General features: G+C 40.2%; 17 protein-coding genes and 1 tRNA gene. 1 reads left to right on the top strand and 17 read right to left on the bottom strand.

What is annotated here, in order from left to right; all coding sequences use genetic code 11:
- Positions 1–98 precede the first annotated feature (98 nt).
- The 16 genes from H5058_RS15050 to H5058_RS14975 all read right to left on the bottom strand — a co-directional run bounded on the left by H5058_RS15050 (position 99) and on the right by H5058_RS14975 (position 17928).
- A complete protein-coding gene (locus tag H5058_RS15050; protein WP_011327698.1) occupies positions 99–428 on the bottom strand; it encodes a Na+/H+ antiporter subunit G in 330 nt (109 codons plus the stop codon).
- A 9-nt stretch (positions 429–437) separates the two neighbouring features.
- On the bottom strand, positions 438–707 hold the full coding sequence (locus H5058_RS15045) for a K+/H+ antiporter subunit F (protein ID WP_011327697.1): 270 nt from the start codon (positions 705–707) through the stop codon (positions 438–440).
- Positions 701–1237, bottom strand: coding sequence for a Na+/H+ antiporter subunit E (locus tag H5058_RS15040; RefSeq protein ID WP_011327696.1), 537 nt, complete (start codon positions 1235–1237; stop codon positions 701–703). Before H5058_RS15040 ends, H5058_RS15045 begins: the two co-directional genes overlap by 7 nt.
- Positions 1237–2754, bottom strand: coding sequence for a monovalent cation/H+ antiporter subunit D (locus tag H5058_RS15035; RefSeq protein ID WP_011327695.1), 1518 nt, complete (start codon positions 2752–2754; stop codon positions 1237–1239). The genes H5058_RS15040 and H5058_RS15035 overlap by 1 nt, the downstream gene beginning before the upstream one ends.
- Positions 2751–3098 carry a Na+/H+ antiporter subunit C gene (locus tag H5058_RS15030; RefSeq protein WP_011327694.1) on the bottom strand — a complete coding sequence of 116 codons (348 nt, stop codon included), beginning with the start codon at positions 3096–3098 and terminating at the stop codon, positions 2751–2753. Before H5058_RS15030 ends, H5058_RS15035 begins: the two co-directional genes overlap by 4 nt.
- The gene (locus H5058_RS15025; RefSeq protein WP_011327693.1) at positions 3098–5890 is read right to left on the bottom strand and encodes a monovalent cation/H+ antiporter subunit A; all 2793 of its coding nucleotides are present in this window, start codon (positions 5888–5890) and stop codon (positions 3098–3100) included. Before H5058_RS15025 ends, H5058_RS15030 begins: the two co-directional genes overlap by 1 nt.
- Positions 5891–6146: 256 nt before the next feature.
- On the bottom strand, positions 6147–7322 hold the full coding sequence (locus H5058_RS15020) for a hypothetical protein (protein WP_086998332.1): 1176 nt from the start codon (positions 7320–7322) through the stop codon (positions 6147–6149).
- Positions 7306–8184, bottom strand: coding sequence for a lipoprotein NlpI (gene nlpI, locus H5058_RS15015; protein WP_011327691.1), 879 nt, complete (start codon positions 8182–8184; stop codon positions 7306–7308). The genes H5058_RS15020 and nlpI overlap by 17 nt, the downstream gene beginning before the upstream one ends.
- A gap of 254 nt (positions 8185–8438) precedes the next feature.
- Positions 8439–10565, bottom strand: coding sequence for a polyribonucleotide nucleotidyltransferase (gene pnp / locus H5058_RS15010; protein ID WP_182678866.1), 2127 nt, complete (start codon positions 10563–10565; stop codon positions 8439–8441).
- A 350-nt stretch (positions 10566–10915) separates the two neighbouring features.
- Positions 10916–11185 (bottom strand): 30S ribosomal protein S15, encoded by a 270-nt coding sequence (gene rpsO, locus H5058_RS15005; protein WP_011327689.1) that lies wholly within the window; start codon positions 11183–11185, stop codon positions 10916–10918.
- A gap of 154 nt (positions 11186–11339) precedes the next feature.
- Positions 11340–12299, bottom strand: coding sequence for a tRNA pseudouridine(55) synthase TruB (gene truB / locus H5058_RS15000; RefSeq protein WP_011327688.1), 960 nt, complete (start codon positions 12297–12299; stop codon positions 11340–11342).
- Positions 12283–12783, bottom strand: a complete 501-nt coding sequence (rbfA, locus tag H5058_RS14995; protein ID WP_011327687.1) for a 30S ribosome-binding factor RbfA — start codon at positions 12781–12783, stop codon at positions 12283–12285. Before rbfA ends, truB begins: the two co-directional genes overlap by 17 nt.
- Before the next feature lie 109 nt (positions 12784–12892).
- Positions 12893–15553 (bottom strand): translation initiation factor IF-2, encoded by a 2661-nt coding sequence (gene infB, locus H5058_RS14990; RefSeq protein WP_011327686.1) that lies wholly within the window; start codon positions 15551–15553, stop codon positions 12893–12895.
- 25 nt (positions 15554–15578) lie between these two features.
- Complete coding sequence (gene nusA, locus H5058_RS14985; protein WP_011327685.1) at positions 15579–17078, bottom strand: transcription termination factor NusA; 1500 nt, start codon at positions 17076–17078, stop codon at positions 15579–15581.
- Between the two features lie 38 nt (positions 17079–17116).
- The gene (gene rimP / locus H5058_RS14980; RefSeq protein ID WP_041454374.1) at positions 17117–17572 is read right to left on the bottom strand and encodes a ribosome maturation factor RimP; all 456 of its coding nucleotides are present in this window, start codon (positions 17570–17572) and stop codon (positions 17117–17119) included.
- Between the two features lie 279 nt (positions 17573–17851).
- Positions 17852–17928: transfer RNA gene (locus H5058_RS14975), tRNA-Met, on the bottom strand.
- 290 nt (positions 17929–18218) lie between these two features.
- Between H5058_RS14975 and H5058_RS14970 the strand changes: the two genes are divergently transcribed.
- On the top strand, positions 18219–19772 hold the full coding sequence (locus H5058_RS14970; RefSeq protein ID WP_182678864.1) for a cryptochrome/photolyase family protein: 1554 nt from the start codon (positions 18219–18221) through the stop codon (positions 19770–19772).
- An 80-nt stretch (positions 19773–19852) separates the two neighbouring features.
- Here H5058_RS14970 and H5058_RS14965 read toward each other — a convergent pair whose 3' ends face one another.
- Positions 19853–20299 (bottom strand): Hsp20 family protein, encoded by a 447-nt coding sequence (locus H5058_RS14965; RefSeq protein ID WP_011327682.1) that lies wholly within the window; start codon positions 20297–20299, stop codon positions 19853–19855.
- Between the last annotated feature and the right edge of the window lie 42 nt (positions 20300–20341).

Here is a 20341-nt window from a genome sequence, read left to right as displayed (position 1 = left end):
TTTAAAAACAACAAAGCCGAATAAATTAACTTTATCCGGCTTTATTGTAGTTAAATATATCTAGGGTAGTTACACGCTAAATGCATTTATAAATAATATTAATCTTCAATATTATCAAGCCCTTTGGTGCCATCTTTTGGTTTGAGCTTATGATGAATGGCTGCTTTAATTAACATATACCCACTAATCGGTGCGGTAATTAATAAAAATATAGTAATAAGTACTTCTTTAACACTCACGCCATGTTCGGTATTTGCAAAGTACACCATAGCGGCAGTTAAAATGTTCGCCATACCTAGGGTAGTTGCTTTAGTTGGGCCATGTAAGCGCATAAAAAAATCAGGCAGTTTAACTAAGCCTATTGAGCCAATTAAAATAAACACGCCACCTAGTAATAATAATATTGATACTATCCATTCACTGATCATTGCTATACCTTATTCGATTATATCGCCGCGAAGTAAATACTTACATAATGCTACTGTGCTTATAAAGCCAAGCATTGCAATTAATAAAGCCGCTTCAAAGTACAACCCCGTGCTCATACTTATACTGTATAAAATAATCAGCGCAATCACGTTTATATACATAGTATCGAGCGCTAAAATACGATCGGGAACCGATGGACCAATTACCAAACGCCATAAATTTAATAGTAGCGCTAATCCAATCATGCTAAATACAATTAATAATACGGTTTCTAACATTGAAATATCTCCTTTAAGGGAGCCTCATAACGCTCTTTTATTTGTTTAATAAGTGCTTGCTCGTCTTTAAGATCAAGTACATGAATAAGCAAATAACGCTGTTTTGGTTGCTCACCTTTATTAAGTGATTCTAAAATAGGATATACCTCAGCGCTCACAGTGCCAGGTGTGAGTGACACGCAGCTTGCCAAAATAGTAATCGGCATTTCATGGGTTAAATCTACGGGTACTTTAACAAATGCTGGGCGCATGTTTTTACTTGGCCCAAGTATTAATACAGCCACTTGTAAGTTGGCCACTATTATATCGTACAGTACAATAAAAACTTGTTTAAAGGCTAATCCGGGCCTTAAAATTAATGGCTGAGGATCGCGAAACGATATAGTAAATAACGGAATAACAATCGCAAATATAGCCGCTAATACCAAGTGCCCTGCAGACACACTATTATTTAATAACAGCCATACTATAAATAAAAATACACTACGAAATGGCGTAGGTAACAATCTAAAACGTGCTTTTAGTCGCATTAAACACCTCCTTTAAGCACGGCATTAATACCACCACTTATGTCGTGTAATTGGGTTGCGGCCTTTATGGTGTACTCACTAATAGCACCACCAAAAACAACTAGCATTACTGAGCAAATAAGTAACCCCACAATAGCAATTACTTGCAATGGATGCGCGTTTGGTGCGTCATTTGGCTCACTACCTGTGTACTTACCTTCCCAAAACAAACTAGTTCCGGCGCGTGCTAGTGCAATAATTAACACTAAACTGGTAATTAAGTAAGCAGGCCAAAATACAAGTGCATTTTCACTATTGAGTGTTGTTTTTAAAATCCAAATTTTGCCTACAAAGCCTGAAAATGGCGGCATGCCTATTACAGTTAATGCTGCAATAATAAATAACGTACCTAATAAAAACGGCTGTTTTACCACTCTACCTGCTACCAATCTGTCGCCAACTTTACCGCGTTGAATAGAAATTATATCGGCGAGTAAAAATAAAGCAGCACATACCAAAGTTGAGTGTACTAAATAATATAGCAAGGCCGCCGTAGCGTTTATGTTTTGTAACGACACTAAAGCCACCAAAGTACCCACCGACACCAGTACTAAATTGGCAGTGATCTTACGTAAATCCTGAGCGGCTAATACCCCTATGGCCCCTACAACTATCGTTGCAATTGCTAAGCCCCATAACCAAGTTTGCGCCATGTGTTCAAGTTCGCCAGCTTGCTCACCAAACATAACGGTATAAACGCGTAGCATGGCGTACACACCAACTTTGGTCATAATCGCAAATAGCGCAGCAACAACTGGGGCGGCACTTGAATAGGTATTTGGTAACCATAAATGTAGTGGCAACAACGCACTTTTTAAAGCAAATACTACTAATAACAATAGTCCACCGGCTTTAGCTAAATAAACATCGTCGCCAGTAAGTAAAGATATTTTTTGCGCCATATCGGCAATATTTAGCGTGCCTAGTACACCGTATAAAATACCTAAACCAATTAAAAACGCACTCGAACCTACTAAGTTTAAAATAACATAGTGCAATGCAGCTTTAGTTTTTTGCTTGCCACCACCGTGCATAAGCAAGGCATAAGAGGCAATAAGCAGCACTTCAAAAAATACAAATACGTTAAATAAATCGCCAGTTAAAAATGCACCATTTACACCTAAAATTAAAAAGTGAATTAGTGGATGAAAAAAACTGCCGTGTTCATCATCGCCTGCACATCCGTACAGCACAACCATTACGCCTAAAAATGAAGTAAGTGTTACCAACAAGCTAGAGAGCATATCTGCAACAAGTACAATACCAAATGGTGCTGACCAGTTACCTATTGCGTATACGTTAATACCTTCGTTGTGTACGGTTATCAGTAATAAAACACTCACTACAAATGTAATAATGGCCATTACGCCTGAAGCCAAACGACGGGCAAATAAGTTTTTACCACACGGTGGTAATAGTAAAATAATAGCTGCTAGCATAGGCAGCAATACAGGAAGCGATGTTAAATGCTGAATCATTTTTTCACCTTGTACTTACTTTTAACAAGGTGACCATCAACATGGTCATTACCTAAATCTGCACGGCCACGTATTGCTAATATAACCACAAAGGCGGTCATTGCAAAACCAATTACAATGGCTGTTAACACTAAAGCTTGCGGCAGTGGATCGGCGTAATCTGCACCTGTACCTAATACAACAGCTTTATTTGTGGTTAGTCGACCCGATGAAAATAAAAACAAGTTAACTGCGTAAGAAATCATAGTTAGACCAAGCACAACCGGAAAAGTACGTGCTCTTAGCAGTAAAAACACACCGCAACTAATTAATACACCCACGCACGACGCGTATAATAACTCCATTAAACATCACCTTCTTTTTGCTCTGCACTTGTGGTCATATCACCTAAGCTTGCTAATATCATCAATGTGGCACCCACTACGGTTAAGTACACACCAAGGTCAAATACAATGGCACTTGCTAACTCTGTTTTACCAATAAATGGAATGTCAAAATAGTCAAACCACGTGGTTAAAAATGGCTTATCAAAAAACCAGCTACCCACACCCGTGAACATAGCAATAGCGATACCCGAGGCAATAATTTTTCGGTAATTAACATCAAAGCGCTCACTGATCCAAGTAGAGCCATGTGCCATATACTGCAAAATAAAGGCAATAGAAGTAACAAGCCCGGCAATGAAGCCGCCGCCAGGTAAATTATGACCACGTAAGAAAATATACGCCGACACTAACAGTGCAAGCGGGAGTAAGCTTTGCGAAATACTGGCTAATAAAATAGGGTGGCGCTCGCGTGCCCATGAACGGCCATCACTGTCGGTTGCAGGCATAAACAATGGAATTCGCGATAAAAGCTTAAAAATCCCTAGTGCTGCAATACCTAATACAGTAATTTCGCCAAGCGTATCAAAGCCCCTAAAATCAACTAAAATAACGTTAACTACATTGGTACCGCCACCACCGGTTTTGGCATTGGCAATAAAAAAGTCAGAAATAGAATCAAGCGGACGAGTAAGCAAAGCGTAACAAATACTGGCTATAACCACGCCCACTGTCGAGGCAATACTTAAATCACGTAATATACGCAATGAGCTTGATTCTCTTGGGGTGCTTTGCGGTAAGAAAAACAATGCCAACATAAGTAGTATTATTGTTGCCACTTCTACCGTTAATTGCGTTAAGGCTAAGTCTGGTGCCGAAAAGCGGGTAAACACCACAGCTACCATTAATCCCACAATAGATACCATTAACAAAGCGACCATACGCGATCTATGGCTTATCACTGTGGCAATGGCACCTACAATTAACAAGCTAGCACCTATGCCGTTGTGTAAATCAACCGGTGTATTTGGCACACTTCCCGCTAATTTTTGCATTTCGAATAACGGCCAACCAGCAGCTAATAAAATAACGCCCAGCATAATAAATACATAGCGTTGCAGTGAGCCATTTTCTGTTTTGTTTATTTTATCTTGGCTCCAATCAATAACGCATTGTACTAAATGATCAAACATTTTTTTAGCGTTTAGCGGCGGTAACGACGCTTGAAATTGAAACAGGTGTTTACGGTTAACATAAATAAATAAGCCGCCAGCAACTGCCATGGCACTCATTAATAACGGTAAATTAAAGCCATGCCAAATGCTCAGCTGATACTCTGGCATTGCTTTGCCCAGTACTGCTAATGAGGCTGCCGATAAAATACCATCAACTACAAAGTGCGGAAACATGCCAACAAGTAAACACAACACCACTAATATTTCGATGGGTACGCGCATATAACGAGGCGGCTCGTGTGGCGTACGCGGTAAATCTATTGGGTCGCCATTAAAAAATACATCGTGGATAAAGCGCGCCGAATAAGCCACGGCAAATGCCCCCGCAATGGTTGCTAAAACCGGGATTAACCACGACATAGAGCCAAGTACTTGCTGATGCAGTGTTTCGGCAAAAAACATTTCTTTTGAAATAAAGCCATTAAGCAAAGGGACACCCGCCATTGCTGCAGCGGCAACCATAGCAAGCGTTGCTGTGTAGGGCATAAAGCGCCACATACCATTGAGTTTACGCATATCGCGCGTACCTGTTTCATGGTCAATAATACCAGTGGCCATAAACAGTGACGCTTTAAAGGTGGCGTGATTAATAATATGAAAAATAGCGGCAACAGTAGCAAGTTCGGTATCTAGGCCAAGCAATAGCGTAATTAAACCTAAATGACTTATAGTTGAATACGCTAATAAACCTTTTAAATCATGCTTAAATAAAGCCACGTATGCGCCAAATAACAAAGTAATTAAACCTGTTAAGGCAACTAATATAAACCACATTTCGGTGCCCGCTAAGGCCGGATAAAAACGCGCTAACAAAAAGATACCCGCTTTAACCATGGTCGCCGAATGTAAATAGGCGCTCACAGGTGTTGGCGCTGCCATGGCATGAGGTAGCCAAAAATGAAACGGAAATTGGGCCGATTTAGTAAATGCACCTAATAACACTAAAACCAGTGCAAGCTCATATAGATCGTGCGATTGAATAATTGCTCTGCTGGCTAAAATTATGTCTAGGTTATAACTGCCAACAATGTCGCCAATTATCAGTAACCCACCAAGCAGCGCTAAACCACCGGCTCCGGTAACTGTAAGCGCCATACGTGCGCCCTTGCGCGCCTCTGACTTATGCCACCAATAACTAATTAATAAAAACGAACTTATACTGGTTAATTCCCAAAACACCCATAGCTGAATAACATTATTAGACATAACAATGCCAAGCATTGCTGTCATAAATAACATTAAGTAGCTATATAGCTTTGCCATTGAGTCGTTATTACTTAAATAATAACGAGAATATAAAATAACCAATAAGCCTATGCCCAAAATCATAAATATAAACAGTAAACTTAGACCGTCTAAGCGCAGGGAGAAATCGAGCCCTAAACTTGGGATCCAAGCAGCACTAAAGCGAATAGTTTCACCGGCAAGTACCGCAGGCGCATGATATAGAGTTATGCAAAGTGCGATTAATGGTGCAAGCATAGTTAAGCTTGTCGCTTGGTTTCGCGTTAGTTTGCCTGTAAATGCAGAAATAACACTGCCAATTAAGGATAGCAGGGGTATCCAGAGCAAAGTCATAGTAAAGGACCTTTTAAAATCATAAATTTATCAATACGCTATTCGTTATAGTTAATTACCAAAGTGACTTGGGCATTAGCTTTTGTGGTCTGCTTTTTTAACAGCATTAATACGTATAGTTATACTGATAAACGCCGTTTTTGTCTATAGAAAGCGCCTCTAGCTGCATAATTATCAAGCAAATTTATATATAAATTAATGCAACAATATCAACTATGTTCGCTTTTCATACGCCTTAGAGCAAAGACTTTAAAATTTAGCGTGGCGTTATTGAGCGTTCCATGAAGGAGTTAAAACGAGGAAACACTGTAAAATGGGTATTTATGTGTGCTTGCCACAACGCTCTGTATTGCGCTGAGAGAGCTAACTGCTGATATTGCATAATAGACCAAGCTTCACTGGGCTTATAAGCCACGGCCCCTTGCTGGCAGCTCTGGCTTTTATACCAACCTACTGGTGGGGTAGCTTCGCTATTTGCTAAAAACAAATTAGGTGCCACAAAACCACTTTGTGCACACAGCCAAGCTTGCTTCGTTTTTGGTAGCGCGTATTCATCCTCAAAACCATTAAAGTGCATTAACTCATGTAAAAACACTTGGTAACCTGCTTTTGAATTTAATTGCATAATGCCACTGCGCACATTTGCACTTCCCTGCTTGGGCATCATTACTATAAAGTCAAAATCAGTAGGAAGCTGTTTTTTTAGCCTAGCGGTTTGCCAATCGCACTGCGCCATTTTATTTGCTGCACTACTACAATTAATAGCACCGCCAACATAAATCGGTTGCGATAAACAAAAAACCCCAGCACTGGGCTCAGGGCGCTTATTGTATTGCTTTATAAGTTTAGCGAGCTTATATAACCCGCTACGGTGATCGCTCATCATTAACACGTTAAACAAACATTGTTCATCCGCTTTAACCTCTGAACTCAATGATAAAAAACCAAGGCGCTGCATAAACGCTGTGGGCAGGCTGCTATAAGGCTGAGTTGTTTGCAGTTTAAGATGATTTAATGCATCTCCCTCAGGCAATAACCCCTGCTTTGCCAATAATTTAAGATCGCCCCATTGAGATTGAGCTAATAACTCCATCGCTAATGCTTGGCGTTTTGACTCACTCATAGTATGGGTGTTTTTTTGCCAAAATAACTTTGCAGTATCGGTATGGTTATTTTTTAATAATTTAAGTGAATATCTATATTGCGCGGCAGGTATTTTATTTCGCGCTAATGAAGCGAGCGCAATATCAGGGAGTTGCTGTAAATGCAGAGAAAAATAATCAGGAAATAGCCAATAACTTTGTATTATATTGGCCTTGGCATTTAAAACTTGCCAAAAGCCAATACTGTTAGCATGATTACTCGAGCCACTAATTAATAGGCTACATAGTAATACTACCGCTAGTTTATAACGCTTAGCTTTCGTCAACACCTGTCATCAGCTCAAGTTCTAATCGCGCATATTTATATTCAATAAACTCATGCACGTTGGTAGCCAGTGCCAGCTTAAAATAATCAGCGGCTAAATTAATATTACCTGCTGCTTGATGCGATTTTGCCAAATAAAAGTAAGCCTCGCATAATCGCTGTGCGTATTCTTGCTCTGATTTAACCCCATCACTAATAACAGATAAAAAATCATGTTCGCTAATATCGCCCAGGTAAAGCGCAATTAACTGATACGCCCATTGCGATTCATCAAGTGCTTTAGCATTGGTTTTAAGCACACTAAGTGCTTTAACTTTATCATCCTGTGCTTGCGCTAAAAAAAGCCATAACACACGGTAAGGATCGTTTGGAGAGCGCGCTAAAAACTCATTAAAATCGTTTTGTGCAAGCTCTGCTCTGTCGCCATAGTACAGTGCAATACCACGATTTAAATACGCATATTCATGTTCTTCGTTAAGCTCAAGGGCTGAATCAAAAAGTTCATAGGCTTTTTCATACTGCTGCATTAAGGTATGTTGAATACCTAAAAAATTATACACCTCGGCTAAATCTGGTTTTAATTTAACAGCACGATTAAAGTCAATTCGCGACAACGTGGTCATGCCTAAACTGTCAAATAATACACCCCGATCATAATAAAGTTTTGCTTGTTGCTCAGGGCTTAGATCTACTCTATTTAGTAGCTCTGAATAACGTGCAATTGCAATTTCACTTCTAAAATCAGAGGCGAGAGGCGCAGTAAAAGGCACATTAACAATCGGCATTGACTCAGCTTTTGAAGTGCTTTGGCACGCGCTTAAAGACAAAATAGTAAAAGATGCCAAGGCTAAATGTTTGAGTGTCATTAAAATCCTTAATACCAAGGTAAGTAGCAAATAAATAAGACATGCGATGTCTAGTAAGGTTCATATTAACTGCGTTTAGCTAATAAATTATTTAACGCTTTAAAATAATGATATCCGTTCAACTTAAGCGCTTAAAATAATTAACTTTAAATTCAATTGCTATAAGCAGTTAGTTTCATTAAAGCATAAAAAAAGGGGCTAAACAGCCCCTTTTTATGTTATCCAGTAAATATAACCGGATTAAGTATTAGCAATTATGCGTCAGTTGGCGCATCAGCTGCAGGTGCTGCAGATTCCATTGCTTCTTTAATACTTAGACGTACACGGCCTTGGCGGTCTACTTCTAGTACTTTAACTTTAACTTCTTGACCTTCAGAAAGGTGATCAGTCACGTTATTAACACGCTCAGTACTAATTTGCGAAATATGTACTAGACCATCTTTACCAGGAAGAATATTTACAAACGCACCAAAATCAACAATACGTACAACTTTACCTTCGTAAATAGTACCTACTTCAAGCTCAGCAGTTAATTGCTCAATGCGGCTAATTGCATTTGCTGCGCTTTCGCCGTCAGTTGCTGCAATTTTGATTGTGCCATCATCACCGATTTCAATCGTTGTGCCAGTTTCTTCAGTAAGTTGACGAATTGTTGCGCCACCTTTACCAATAACTTCAGCGATTTTCTTCTGTGGGATCTTCATAGTATAAATACGTGGAGCAAACTGAGAAAGCTCTTCAGACGGTGCAGAAATTGCTTTGTCCATCACTTCTAAGATATGTAAACGTGCAGCTTTTGCTTGTTTAAGCGCAATTTGCATGATTTCTTGAGTGATACCTTCAATCTTAATGTCCATTTGTAGTGCTGTAATACCGCCAGCAGTACCCGCAACTTTAAAGTCCATGTCGCCTAAGTGATCTTCATCACCTAAGATGTCAGAAAGTACAACAAACTTATCGTCTTCTTTAACTAGACCCATTGCGATACCCGCAACAGACGCTTTAATTGGTACACCAGCATTCATAAGTGCAAGTGAAGTACCACACACAGAAGCCATTGAAGATGAACCGTTTGATTCAGTGATTTCAGATACTACACGGATTGAATATGGGAATTCAGTCAATGTTGGCATTACTGCTGCAATACCACGCTTAGCAAGGTTACCATGGCCGATTTCACGACGCTTAGGAGAACCAACAAAACCAGTTTCGCCTACACAAAATGGAGGGAAGTTGTAGTTAAGCATAAAGTGGTTTTTGTGCGTGCCAGTTAAATCGTCGATTAACTGTGAATCACGCTCTGTACCAAGTGTAGCTGTTACAAGTGCTTGAGTTTCGCCACGAGTAAAGATAGCAGAACCGTGAGTACGCGGTAATACGCCAGTCATTACGTCAAGTGCACGAATCATATCTGGTTCACGACCATCGATACGCTTTTCGCCAGCAGCGATACGGCCACGAACGATTTTCTTCTCAAGTGAACCGAAGATTTTACCAATTTCTTGCTTATCTAAAGACTCGCCTTCAGCAAGTTCGCTTGTTAATACAGCAACAACTTCATCTTTAGCTACGCCAAGTGCTTCTTTACGCGCTACTTTATCTGTAATGCGGTAAGCTTCGCCCACTTTATCAGCAGCAATAGACGCTACTTTCTCTTCAAGTGATACGTTTTTAGCTGGTGCAGTCCAATCCCAAGTAGGCTTGCCTGCTTCTGCTTTAAATTCTTTAATTGCTGTAATGATCGCTTGAGCTTGCTCATGGCCATAAACAACCGCACCTAGCATAATGTCTTCTGCAAGTACGTCTGCTTCTGACTCAACCATTAATACTGCGTTATCAGTACCAGCAACAACTAAGTCTAGCTTGCTTTCTTCTAGCTCTTTTAGTGTTGGGTTAAGTACGTATTCGCCCTCGATGTAACCAACGCGAGTAGCACCAATTGGACCACTGAACGGAATACCAGAGATAGCAAGTGCAGCTGAAGTACCAATTAACGCAACCATATCAGGTTGAATTTCAGGGTTAACAGAAACAACAGTAGCAATAACTTGTACTTCGTTTACAAAACCACTTGGGAAAAGTGGACGAATTGGACGGTCAATAAGACGTGCAATAAGTGTTTCGCCATCGTTAGGACGACCTTCGCGCTTTAAGAAACCACCAGGGATACGACCAGCAGCGTACATACGCTCTTGGTAGTTAACTGTTAGTGGGAAAAAGTCTTGGCCAGGTTGCGCTTCACGTTTACCAACAACAGTAACAAGTACTGAAGTGTCGCCAATGCTTGCAAGTACAGCGCCGTCTGCTTGACGAGCGATTGCACCAGTTTCTAGTGTCACTGTGTGTTGACCTAGTTGAAATTCTTTAATAATTGCTTGCACTTAAAATATTCCTTAAATGTTTTAAAATGTTTTTAAGTTGTCATCTAAGTACCAATTACAGTACATAATTGTATTTATTTTAAAATCAATTAAGTACTACAATTGGCGATGACGTAAATAAACGTAACTAAACCTTTTTAGCTACGCGCATAGTATATACCAAAGCGCCGTTAGAATGCGAGTCTAGCTATTAGATAAAAGCTAAGCCTTATGAAGGCTAAAAATGACGACCTTTGCTTACCTATTAAATAGAGGTTTTATTTTATAATTTAAGGTGTTTATAAAACGTCGTGCTGAATTTTAGGCACAAAAAAAGGAGCTAAAAAGCTCCTTTTTTGATAATCAAGTGCTTAGCGACGTAGGCCAAGTTCTTTGATTAACGCAGTATAACGCGTGATGTCTTTACCTTTAAGGTAATCAAGCAATTTACGACGTTGGCTAACTTTGCGAAGCAGACCACGACGTGAATGGAAGTCATGCTTGTGATCAGCAAAGTGACCTTGAAGCTTGTTGATATCAAAAGTAAGTAATGCTACTTGTACTTCAGGTGAACCAGTGTCGCCTTCAGCACGTGCGAATTTAGCAATGATATCGATTTTTTCTTGATTGCTTAGTGACATAATAACTCCAAAAATTAAATTTAAAAGGTGCTTTAGCCGATCACTAATTCAGCCAAAACGATTAAGCGGGCGTATTCTACCAATTGTACAAATAACTACAAGTTAATTATCCCATCAATATAAATAAGCTGCTGAAAATATTTAAAGCAACTATTTATTCGGGTTTTACATAATCATCTTGTTGGCTGGCCAAGCCACGTTTAACTTTTAAATGGCCGCTGGCATTACGCTCGCCTGTACCAATAAAAATACCGTCAGCTACAACCTTAATTGCGCCTTCAGGCAAATCTATATCAAGGTCTATTGCTTGGCCGTGACTAAAAATACTGCCCTGCTCTTTACTTATCTCAACAACCGGTAAATCAACTAAAGCTGTATCGAGTGGCAATAACAACGCGTCTAAATAAGTAGAAGGTGCAACTTCTTCGTCTTTAGCTTTTGCTAATAACGCTTCAATTTCATCTAGCGACACCATTTTTTCTGCAGGATATTGACCAACCGCAGTGCGGTGCAGCATAACAACGTGTGCGCCACAACCTAGCTTTTCACCTAAGTCGTCAACAATAGTACGAATGTAGGTGCCTTTAGATACATGCGCCGTCATTTGTATTACGTTATTCACTTCATCAAATTCGTCAAACGTTAAGCTAAACACGTTTATTTTTCTGCATTTACGTGGTACTTCAATACCCTCGCGTGCATACTTATATAAAGGCCTACCTTGATACTTAAGCGCCGAGTACATTGACGGGTACTGATCTGACTCACCAACAAAAGCGGCAATTTCTTTAATCAGTTGTTCACGCGTTACATTTACATCTTTAGTGCTAACAATTTCACCATCAGAATCTGATGTCGTTGTTCTCTCGCCTAATTTAGCGCGTACCACATAGGTTTTGTCTGTATCGAGTAAAAACTGTGTAAACTTGGTTGCCTCACCAAAGCAAATAGGCAGCATACCGGTTGCCAATGGATCTAGCGCACCTGTGTGCCCCGCCTTTTGTGCAAAGTACACACCTTTTGTTTGCTGTAGTGCTTTATTTGATGAAATGCCAATTGGTTTGTTTAACAACAAAATACCGTCAACTGGACGGCCTTTACTGCGCTTTGCCATCTGTATTAGTGCCTTCTTCGCTATCTGTATCAATATCTACGTGCTTAGTCTCATCTTCGCTGTTAGTTACGTCATCTTCATGATCAGTGCTGTCTTCAACATCTGTTTCATCTGCAACATGTTTAGCGTTGTCTTCGCGAATAATGGAATCAACTAAGTTAGATATACGCATACCTTCCATTAGTGAGTTATCAACTAAAAACTTTAACTCAGGCATAATACGTGCACGAATACGCTTACCTAGTAACGAGCGGATATAACCGGTCGCTTCGTTAAGTACGTTTGCACTTTGCTTCGCTGCATTATCATCTTGCGTATTAAATACCGTAATGAATATTTTCGCATAAGATAAATCGCGCGATACTTCTACCGCTGACACTGTCACCATACCTAAGCGTGGATCTTTTATTTCGCGTTGTAAAATTACCGCAATTTCTTTTTGAATTTGCTGAGCAACACGATCTGTACGAGAAAATTCTCTCATTGCATTTGTCCTAAAATCATAACCTATTGGAATATAATAATAAGTTAATTAAATAATGGATACACAAATGGGGGCTAAGCCCCCATTTATTAGTCTAGCTAGCTAACAATTAAAGAGTACGTTGTATTTCAACTGTTTCAAATACTTCAATTTGGTCGCCAACACGAACGTCATTGTAGTTCTTAACGCCGATACCACATTCCATGCCGTTACGAACATCAGCAACATCGTCTTTAAAGCGACGAAGTGACTCAAGTTCACCTTCGTAGATAACCACGTTATCACGAAGTACACGAATTGGAGCGCTACGTTTAATAACACCTTCAGTAACCATACAACCAGCAATTGCGCCAATTTTTGGAGACTTAAACACGTCACGAACCTGAGCAAGACCAATAATCTCTTGCTTAAATTCTGGTGCCAACATACCCGACATTGCTTGTTTAACTTCGTCAATCAAGCTGTAGATTACGCTGTAGTAACGCAAGTCTAAGTTTTCAGACTCAATTACTTTACGAGCAGAAGCATCAGCACGAACGTTAAAGCCAACCACAATTGCGTTAGACGCTGCAGCAAGTGTTGCATCAGTTTCGGTAATACCACCAACACCTGAACCTACTATCTTCACTTTCACTTCATCAGTAGAGAGTTTAGTTAGTGAATCAGAAATTGCTTCGATTGAACCTTGAACGTCAGCTTTAAGTACCACGTTAACTTCAGACACATCGCCCTCAGTCATATGACTAAACATGTTTTCAAGCTTAGCTTTTTGTTGACGCGCTAGTTTAACATCACGGAATTTACCTTGACGATATAAAGCAACTTCACGCGCTTTACGCTCATCTTTAACTACAGTTGCTTCGTCGCCTGCAGCCGGAATACCAGAAAGACCTAAAATTTCTACAGGAATAGAAGGACCCGCAGACTTAATGTCTTTACCGTTTTCATCGCGCATTGCACGAATACGACCATACTCAAGACCACATAATACAATGTCACCTTGGTTAAGCGTACCCGATTGAACAAGTATCGATGCAACTGGACCACGGCCTTTATCTAAGCGTGATTCAATAACAACACCTGCAGCCATACCAACAGTTGGAGCCGTAAGTTCTAGTAGTTCAGATTGGTTTAATACCGCTTCTAAAAGCTCATCAATACCTAAACCTGTTTTTGCAGAGATATGAACGTACTGCGTATCGCCGCCCCATTCTTCAGGAATAACGTCAAGCTGAGCTAGCTCGTTCTTAACGCGATCTGGGTCTACGCCTTCTTTATCCATTTTGTTTACAGCAATGATTAAAGGAACGCCAGCAGCACGTGCATGCTGTACCGCTTCTTTAGTTTGTGGCATAACACCATCATCAGCTGCAACCACTAAGATTACGATATCAGTCGCTTGAGCACCACGAGCACGCATTGAAGTAAATGCGGCGTGACCCGGAGTATCTAAGAAAGTGATCATGTTGCCATTAACATCAACATGGTATGCACCAATGTGCTGTGTAATACCACCGGCTTCGCCTGAGGCTACTTTAGCTGAACGAATGTAATCAAGTGTAGATGTTTTACCATGGTCAACGTGACCCATAACAGTTACAACTGGTGCACGTGGCTCAGACTTACCATCTTCATGGCGATCGTTTAGTACTTTTTGCTCTAATTCGTTTTCTTTAACAATGATAACTTTGTGGCCCATTTCTTCTGCAACAAGTTGTGCAGCTTCTTGGTCAATCACTTGGTTAATAGTAACCATGTCGCCCATTTTCATCATTGTTTTTACAACTTCAGCGCCTTTAACAGCCATGCGTGACGCAAGCTCTGCAACTGTAATTGTTTCGCTAATACGCACTTCATTTTTAACATCAGCAGTTGGTTTTGTAAAACCATGCTGTAGCGATGTAGGTGCTTTTAACTTGCCTTTATTACGGCCTTTAGACGCTGCAAATTTATCTTTTGCTGGCGCTTTTTTCTTTTTCTTCGCACGGCGTGTGCCTTGCTCATCACGAGCATCAGCAACATCTTCTGCTTCACGTGCGTAAGTAGAAGTTGTAAGGTGGTGATCAGATGTTTCTTCACGCTTCTTACGCTCTTCTTCTTCTTTCTTCCAGCGTGCTGAGTTCTCTTCAGCTAGCTTTCTTGCTTCTTCTGCTTGACGTTTCGCTTCTTCTTCAGCTTTCTTCAATGCGGCCTCTTCTGCTTCTTTTTGCAGACGCTCAGCTTCGATGCGATCTTTCTCAGACTTAGCACTTTGCTCTGGGGTCATCTGCTTTTGTTTCGCTTTACGCTCTGCATCAGCTTTGCGTTTAGCTTCTTCTTTAGCTTTACGATCAGCGTCTTCTTTCGCTTTACGTTCTGCCTCTTGTTTCGCTTTCAATTCTGCGGCTTCTTGTGCAGCTTTTTGCTGCTCTTCAAGGCGCAGTTTTTCTTCAGCGGCTAGGCGTAGCTCTTCTTGCTCTTGCTCCATTGCGCTTTTCTTCACGTAGGTACGTGTTTTGCGAACTTCAACTTGAACAGACTTTGCTTTGCCCGTTGAGCCAGTCACACTTAATGTGCTTTTGCTCTTACGTTGCAATGTCATACGCGCTGGGCCATCTGAACCTGTGCCGCCATGCTGCTTGCTTAAGTGATCAAGTAACGTCGCTTTTTCAGCTTCGGTTACGCTTTCGCCTGCTTGCTTGGTAATACCGGCTTGTGAAAACTGCTGTAGCAATTTATCAACAGTTGTACCTATATCACCGGCTAGTTTTTCAACATTTACTTCTGCCATAGTCTCTAATACCTCCGTTAATAAATTACTCGTCTGCAAACCAACAAATGTTACGTGCAGCCATAATCAGTTCACCTGCTTTTTCAGGTGATAGTTCTGTAATATCCACTAATTCATCAATACCTTGCTCAGCTAAGTCTTCAAGTGTAATTACACCCTTGCTTGCCATAACAAATGCTAAATGACGTTCTAAGCCTTCAAGCGCAAGTAAGTCTTCAGCTGGCTCTGCGCCATCTAAGCTTTCTTCCGTTTTAAGTGCTTTAGTGGTTAATGCGTCTTTTGCACGTGAGCGCAATAGATCAACCGTTTCTTCATCTAAGCCATCAATTTCTAAAAATTCAGATGCCGGTACATACGCAACTTCTTCAAGTGACGAGAAACCTTCGTTAATTAATAATGAAGCAAATTCATCATCAATTTCTAAATTTTCAGTAAATAAGTTAAGTAACTTATCTGACTCAGCTTCGTTTTTGCTACGCATGTCTTCAACAGTCATTACGTTTAGTTCCCAGCCAGTTAATTGGCTAGCTAAACGAACGTTTTGACCATTACGACCAATAGCTTGTGCTAGGTTATCAGCTTCTACAGCGATATCCATTGAGTGCGTATCTTCATCCATTACGATTGAAGCTACTTCTGCAGGTGCCATTGCGTTAATAACAAATTGTGCTGGGTTATCATCGTAAAGTACGATATCAACACGCTCACCGCCAAGTTCTGACGATACAGCTTGAACACGTGCGCCACGCATACCTACACAAGCACCAATTGGGTCAATACGTTTGTCGTTAGACTTAACCGCAATTTTAGCGCGCGAACCTGGATCACGTGCAGCGGCACGTAATTCAATCATTTCTTCGCCGATTTCTGGCACCTCAATGCGGAACAATTCCATTAGCATTTCAGGCTTAGAACGCGTTACAAATAATTGTGCGCCACGTGCTTCTGGCTTAACTTCGTATAGAAGACCGCGAATACGATCGCCTGGGCGGAAGTTTTCACGCGGTAGCATGTCGTCACGGTAAATTACCGCTTCAGCATTATTACCTAAATCAAGAACGATCGCGTCACGAGTGGCTTTTTTAACCACACCCGTTACTAACTCACCTTCTTTACTTTTGTATTCTTCTACAACTAAAGCACGCTCAGCTTCACGTACTTTTTGTACGATAACTTGCTTAGCCATTTGGGTTGTAATACGGTCAAATTTAATTGAGTCAATTTGCTCTTCAACGAAGTCACCCATTTGCAAGTCAGGTTCTTCAACTTGCGCTGCTTCTAGGGTAATTTCGCTGTATGGGTTCTCTAAAGACCCATCTTCTAATACTGCAGCAATCTGCCAGCGACGGTAAGTATCGTAGTCACCTGTTTTACGGTCAATTGCTACACGTACGTCGATGTCACCACCGTGCTTTTTCTTTGTTGCTGTTGCTAGAGCGAACTCTAAAGCTTCAAAAATCTTTTCTTTTGGAACCGCTTTCTCATTGGAGACGGCTTCAGCAACCAATAATATCTCTTTTGCCATGGGTTATGCCTCGCTTGCCCTATTCCTTTGCGCTCGAATTAAAACTTTGCAATTATGTTCGCACGCTCAATGTTGCTAAGCATAATTAAATGCTCTGTACCATCACTAGATAGTGTAATCATATCGCTAGTAACTGCTATTAAATCGCCTTTAAAATTACGACGACCGTCTTGTGGAAGTTTAGTACGTAATTGTACTTCCTCTCCTTGCGCCTGCTCGTAGTGATCTTGTTTGAATAATAGACGATCAACACCAGGAGACGATACTTCCAAATCATATTCATTTGTAATTGGGTCTTCGACATCTAAAATCGCACTTATTTGGCGACTCGCATCTGCACAATTATCAACTGAGATCCCAGCCTCATGAGTAATATAAACTCTTAAGGTAGAATGGCGACCCGCTTGTACAAACTCAAGACCATGTAATTCAAAACCTAACATTTCTACCGCTGGCGTTAACATAGCTACTAAATCTTGTTCAAGTTTTGTCACGAAAATCCTCCATACAAACAAAAAAAGGGCTTATAGCCCTAAAATATTGAGTTTAAATTTTGATTTGATCACCATGTCACAAATCAAACAGTGCAGATACAACAACGCCCCGAACCAAGCGGGGCGTCACACCAAAAAGCACAAAACTGTGTGGCCTAGGGCCAAGCTTGGTTGCGAGTCAAAAATCTGACTAAATTAAACTACAGTAGCTTAAACGCAAAACGCGCATTACTTAGAATGCGCGATATAAATTAGTAAGATTAAACCCACTATTATGATTGGTTGCGGGAGCCGGATTTGAACCGACGACCTTCGGGTTATGAGCCCGACGAGCTACCAGACTGCTCCATCCCGCGCCAATAGATACTAAACTTAATAATTTAATATCGCTGTTAGTAATATCTTTCAACATACTAAACAATGGCGGGTATTATAAGTATGTACGCCGTAATTAGCAACCATAATAAGTAATAAGTTTATAAAAAAAGTGACACCAAATAGCGTGTTTATAATTTAACGCGTAATTATTTAATTTTGTCAATTTTTGCACTTATTATCCAAATTTAGGAATTTTTAAATCTATGTTTTTATAAAGTAAGCGATCTTGATGTAATAATTTTGCGTATTAAATTTATTTGGCTTAGGCATGACACACTTTAATACTCTTAGACTCATTTTGGGCGATCAGCTCAACCCTGCTCACTCATGGTATAAAGATAAAAAAACCAATACCTTGTATGTTATTGCAGAGCTAAAACAAGAAACCAGCTATGTTAAGCACCATATTCAAAAAATCTGTGCATTTTTTTGCGCTATGGAAAACTTTGCAACAGCATTAAACCAAGCCGGATTTAATGTACTGCATTTAACATTAAACGAAACCTGTAATGATGAAGATTTACCCGCATTGCTTACCCGTATAGCAGCGCAACATCAATGCAATACTATTGAGTACCAATACCCAGACGAATATAGATTAAAAACCCAGTTAGCCCACTTTGCAAACACCAGCCCATTAACGGTTAGCGGTGTTGACAGCGAGCATTTTTTACTACCCTTTGAGGAAATAAAACACCGCTTTATAAAAGATAAACACATAACAATGGAGCATTTTTATCGCGCAATGCGCAAACAATTTAATATATTAATGGATAGCAACAAACCACACGGTGGAAAGTGGAACTTTGATAGTAATAACAGAAATAAATTTTCAACCGCCGACTTAGCGCAAATCCCGCCACCTAAATTATTTAATAACGATGTAAGCGCTATAATTGCGCGTTTAAATAAACATAATGTTAGCTACTTTGGTAAAGCCGCAGAACAACTCCCTTGGCCCACAACCCGAAAACAAGCCATTAGCTGCTTAGATTATTTTTGTTGGTATTTACTGCCTCATTTTGGCCAGTTTCAAGATGCAATGACAGAGCAAGGTAAACATAACAATAGCCTGTACCATAGCCGCTTATCGTTTGCTTTGAATGCAAAGTTAATACACCCACTGTATGTAATAAAGCGTGTAATAGCCCAATACGAACAACGCCCTAATGATATTTCTATTGCACAAGTAGAGGGGTTTGTTAGGCAAATACTGGGCTGGAGAGAGTACGTACGCGCAATTTACTGGATTAACATGCCAGATTACGCAACTAAAAATCAGCTTAAAGCCAAAAATACATTACCGCCGTATTTTTGGCATGCTAAAACTAAAATGAACTGCATGCACCATGCGCTCTGTGAAAGCTTAACGACTGCATACGCCCATCATATTCAGCGTCTTATGGTTATTGGTAATTTTTGTTTATTAACGGCTATAAACCCAGATGAGGTTGATGCTTGGTATTTGGGTGTTTATATAGATGCTATTGAATGGGTAGAAATGCCCAATACTCGGGGTATGAGCCAATTTGCCGATGACGGAATTATTGCAACCAAACCTTATGCGGCAAGCGGTAACTATATTAATAAAATGAGCGACTACTGCAAAAACTGCCACTATAAAGTAAAACAAAAAGTGGGTGATGACGCCTGCCCGTTTAATAGCCTTTACTGGCATTTTATGCACACGCACAGAGCAAAGTTAGAAAAAAACCCACGCATTGGCATGGTGTATAAAAACTGGGATAAACAAGAGAATACGTTACAGCAAAGTACATTACAGCAAGCAACTTACTATTTGAACAATCTGGAAAGCCTGTAACTTTTAACTTTTTATCAGAACAGCAAAAAGCCGCTAAAAAGCGGCTTTACGGGGATAATCAAAAACTAAGCTTATTTAAATTACTTGCCTTCTATAAGGCTACCACTGCCTATTTCAATTTTGCGTGGCTTAAGTGCTTCTGGTATTTCGCGTTCAAGGTTAATGCTCAATAAGCCATTTGCTAAATCGGCACCAAGTACTTTTACGTGATCCCCCAGCTGAAATTTACGCTCAAAGTTGCGCTCTGCAATACCTTGATGAATAAATTTACGCTCACTCGCTTGCTCTTTACCCGTTTTAATACCTGCAACAACTAGTGTGTTGTTTTCTGATTCTATGCTCAGCTCGCTTTCGCTAAAACCAGCAACCGCCATAGTGATTCTATATTTGTCTTTATCGAGCGCTTCGATATTGTAAGGAGGAAAGCTTGGCTGCTTATCTGAACTTGCTGCCGCATCCATTAAAGACGCTAAATGATCGAAACCGATGAATGAACGATAAAGGGGTGATAAATCTACTGTACGCATAATAATATCCTCATATTTAAGCGATATTTCAGTTGTGCTTTT

This window comes from Pseudoalteromonas sp. SR45-4 (genome assembly GCF_014163535.1).
In the GTDB taxonomy this organism is placed as follows: Bacteria; Pseudomonadota; Gammaproteobacteria; order Enterobacterales; family Alteromonadaceae; genus Pseudoalteromonas; species Pseudoalteromonas nigrifaciens.
The sequence above is the reverse complement of the archived record's forward strand: the minus strand, read 5'-3'. Positions and strand labels throughout refer to the sequence as shown.

What these genes read in the sequence shown, in the direction of transcription:
- H5058_RS15050 (WP_011327698.1), bottom strand. Translation starts at nt 428, where the DNA reads ATGATCAGTGAATGGATAGTATCAATATTATTATTACTAGGTGGCGTG.
- H5058_RS15045 (WP_011327697.1), bottom strand. Translation starts at nt 707, where the DNA reads ATGTTAGAAACCGTATTATTAATTGTATTTAGCATGATTGGATTAGCG.
- H5058_RS15040 (WP_011327696.1), bottom strand. Translation starts at nt 1,237, where the DNA reads ATGCGACTAAAAGCACGTTTTAGATTGTTACCTACGCCATTTCGTAGT.
- H5058_RS15035 (WP_011327695.1), bottom strand. Translation starts at nt 2,754, where the DNA reads ATGATTCAGCATTTAACATCGCTTCCTGTATTGCTGCCTATGCTAGCA.
- H5058_RS15030 (WP_011327694.1), bottom strand. Translation starts at nt 3,098, where the DNA reads ATGGAGTTATTATACGCGTCGTGCGTGGGTGTATTAATTAGTTGCGGT.
- H5058_RS15025 (WP_011327693.1), bottom strand. Translation starts at nt 5,890, where the DNA reads ATGACTTTGCTCTGGATACCCCTGCTATCCTTAATTGGCAGTGTTATT.
- nlpI (WP_011327691.1), bottom strand. Translation starts at nt 8,184, where the DNA reads ATGACACTCAAACATTTAGCCTTGGCATCTTTTACTATTTTGTCTTTA.
- rpsO (WP_011327689.1), bottom strand. Translation starts at nt 11,185, where the DNA reads ATGTCACTAAGCAATCAAGAAAAAATCGATATCATTGCTAAATTCGCA.
- truB (WP_011327688.1), bottom strand. Translation starts at nt 12,299, where the DNA reads ATGGCAAAGCGCAGTAAAGGCCGTCCAGTTGACGGTATTTTGTTGTTA.
- rbfA (WP_011327687.1), bottom strand. Translation starts at nt 12,783, where the DNA reads ATGAGAGAATTTTCTCGTACAGATCGTGTTGCTCAGCAAATTCAAAAA.
- infB (WP_011327686.1), bottom strand. Translation starts at nt 15,553, where the DNA reads ATGGCAGAAGTAAATGTTGAAAAACTAGCCGGTGATATAGGTACAACT.
- nusA (WP_011327685.1), bottom strand. Translation starts at nt 17,078, where the DNA reads ATGGCAAAAGAGATATTATTGGTTGCTGAAGCCGTCTCCAATGAGAAA.
- H5058_RS14970 (WP_182678864.1), top strand. Translation starts at nt 18,219, where the DNA reads ATGACACACTTTAATACTCTTAGACTCATTTTGGGCGATCAGCTCAAC.
- H5058_RS14965 (WP_011327682.1), bottom strand. Translation starts at nt 20,299, where the DNA reads ATGCGTACAGTAGATTTATCACCCCTTTATCGTTCATTCATCGGTTTC.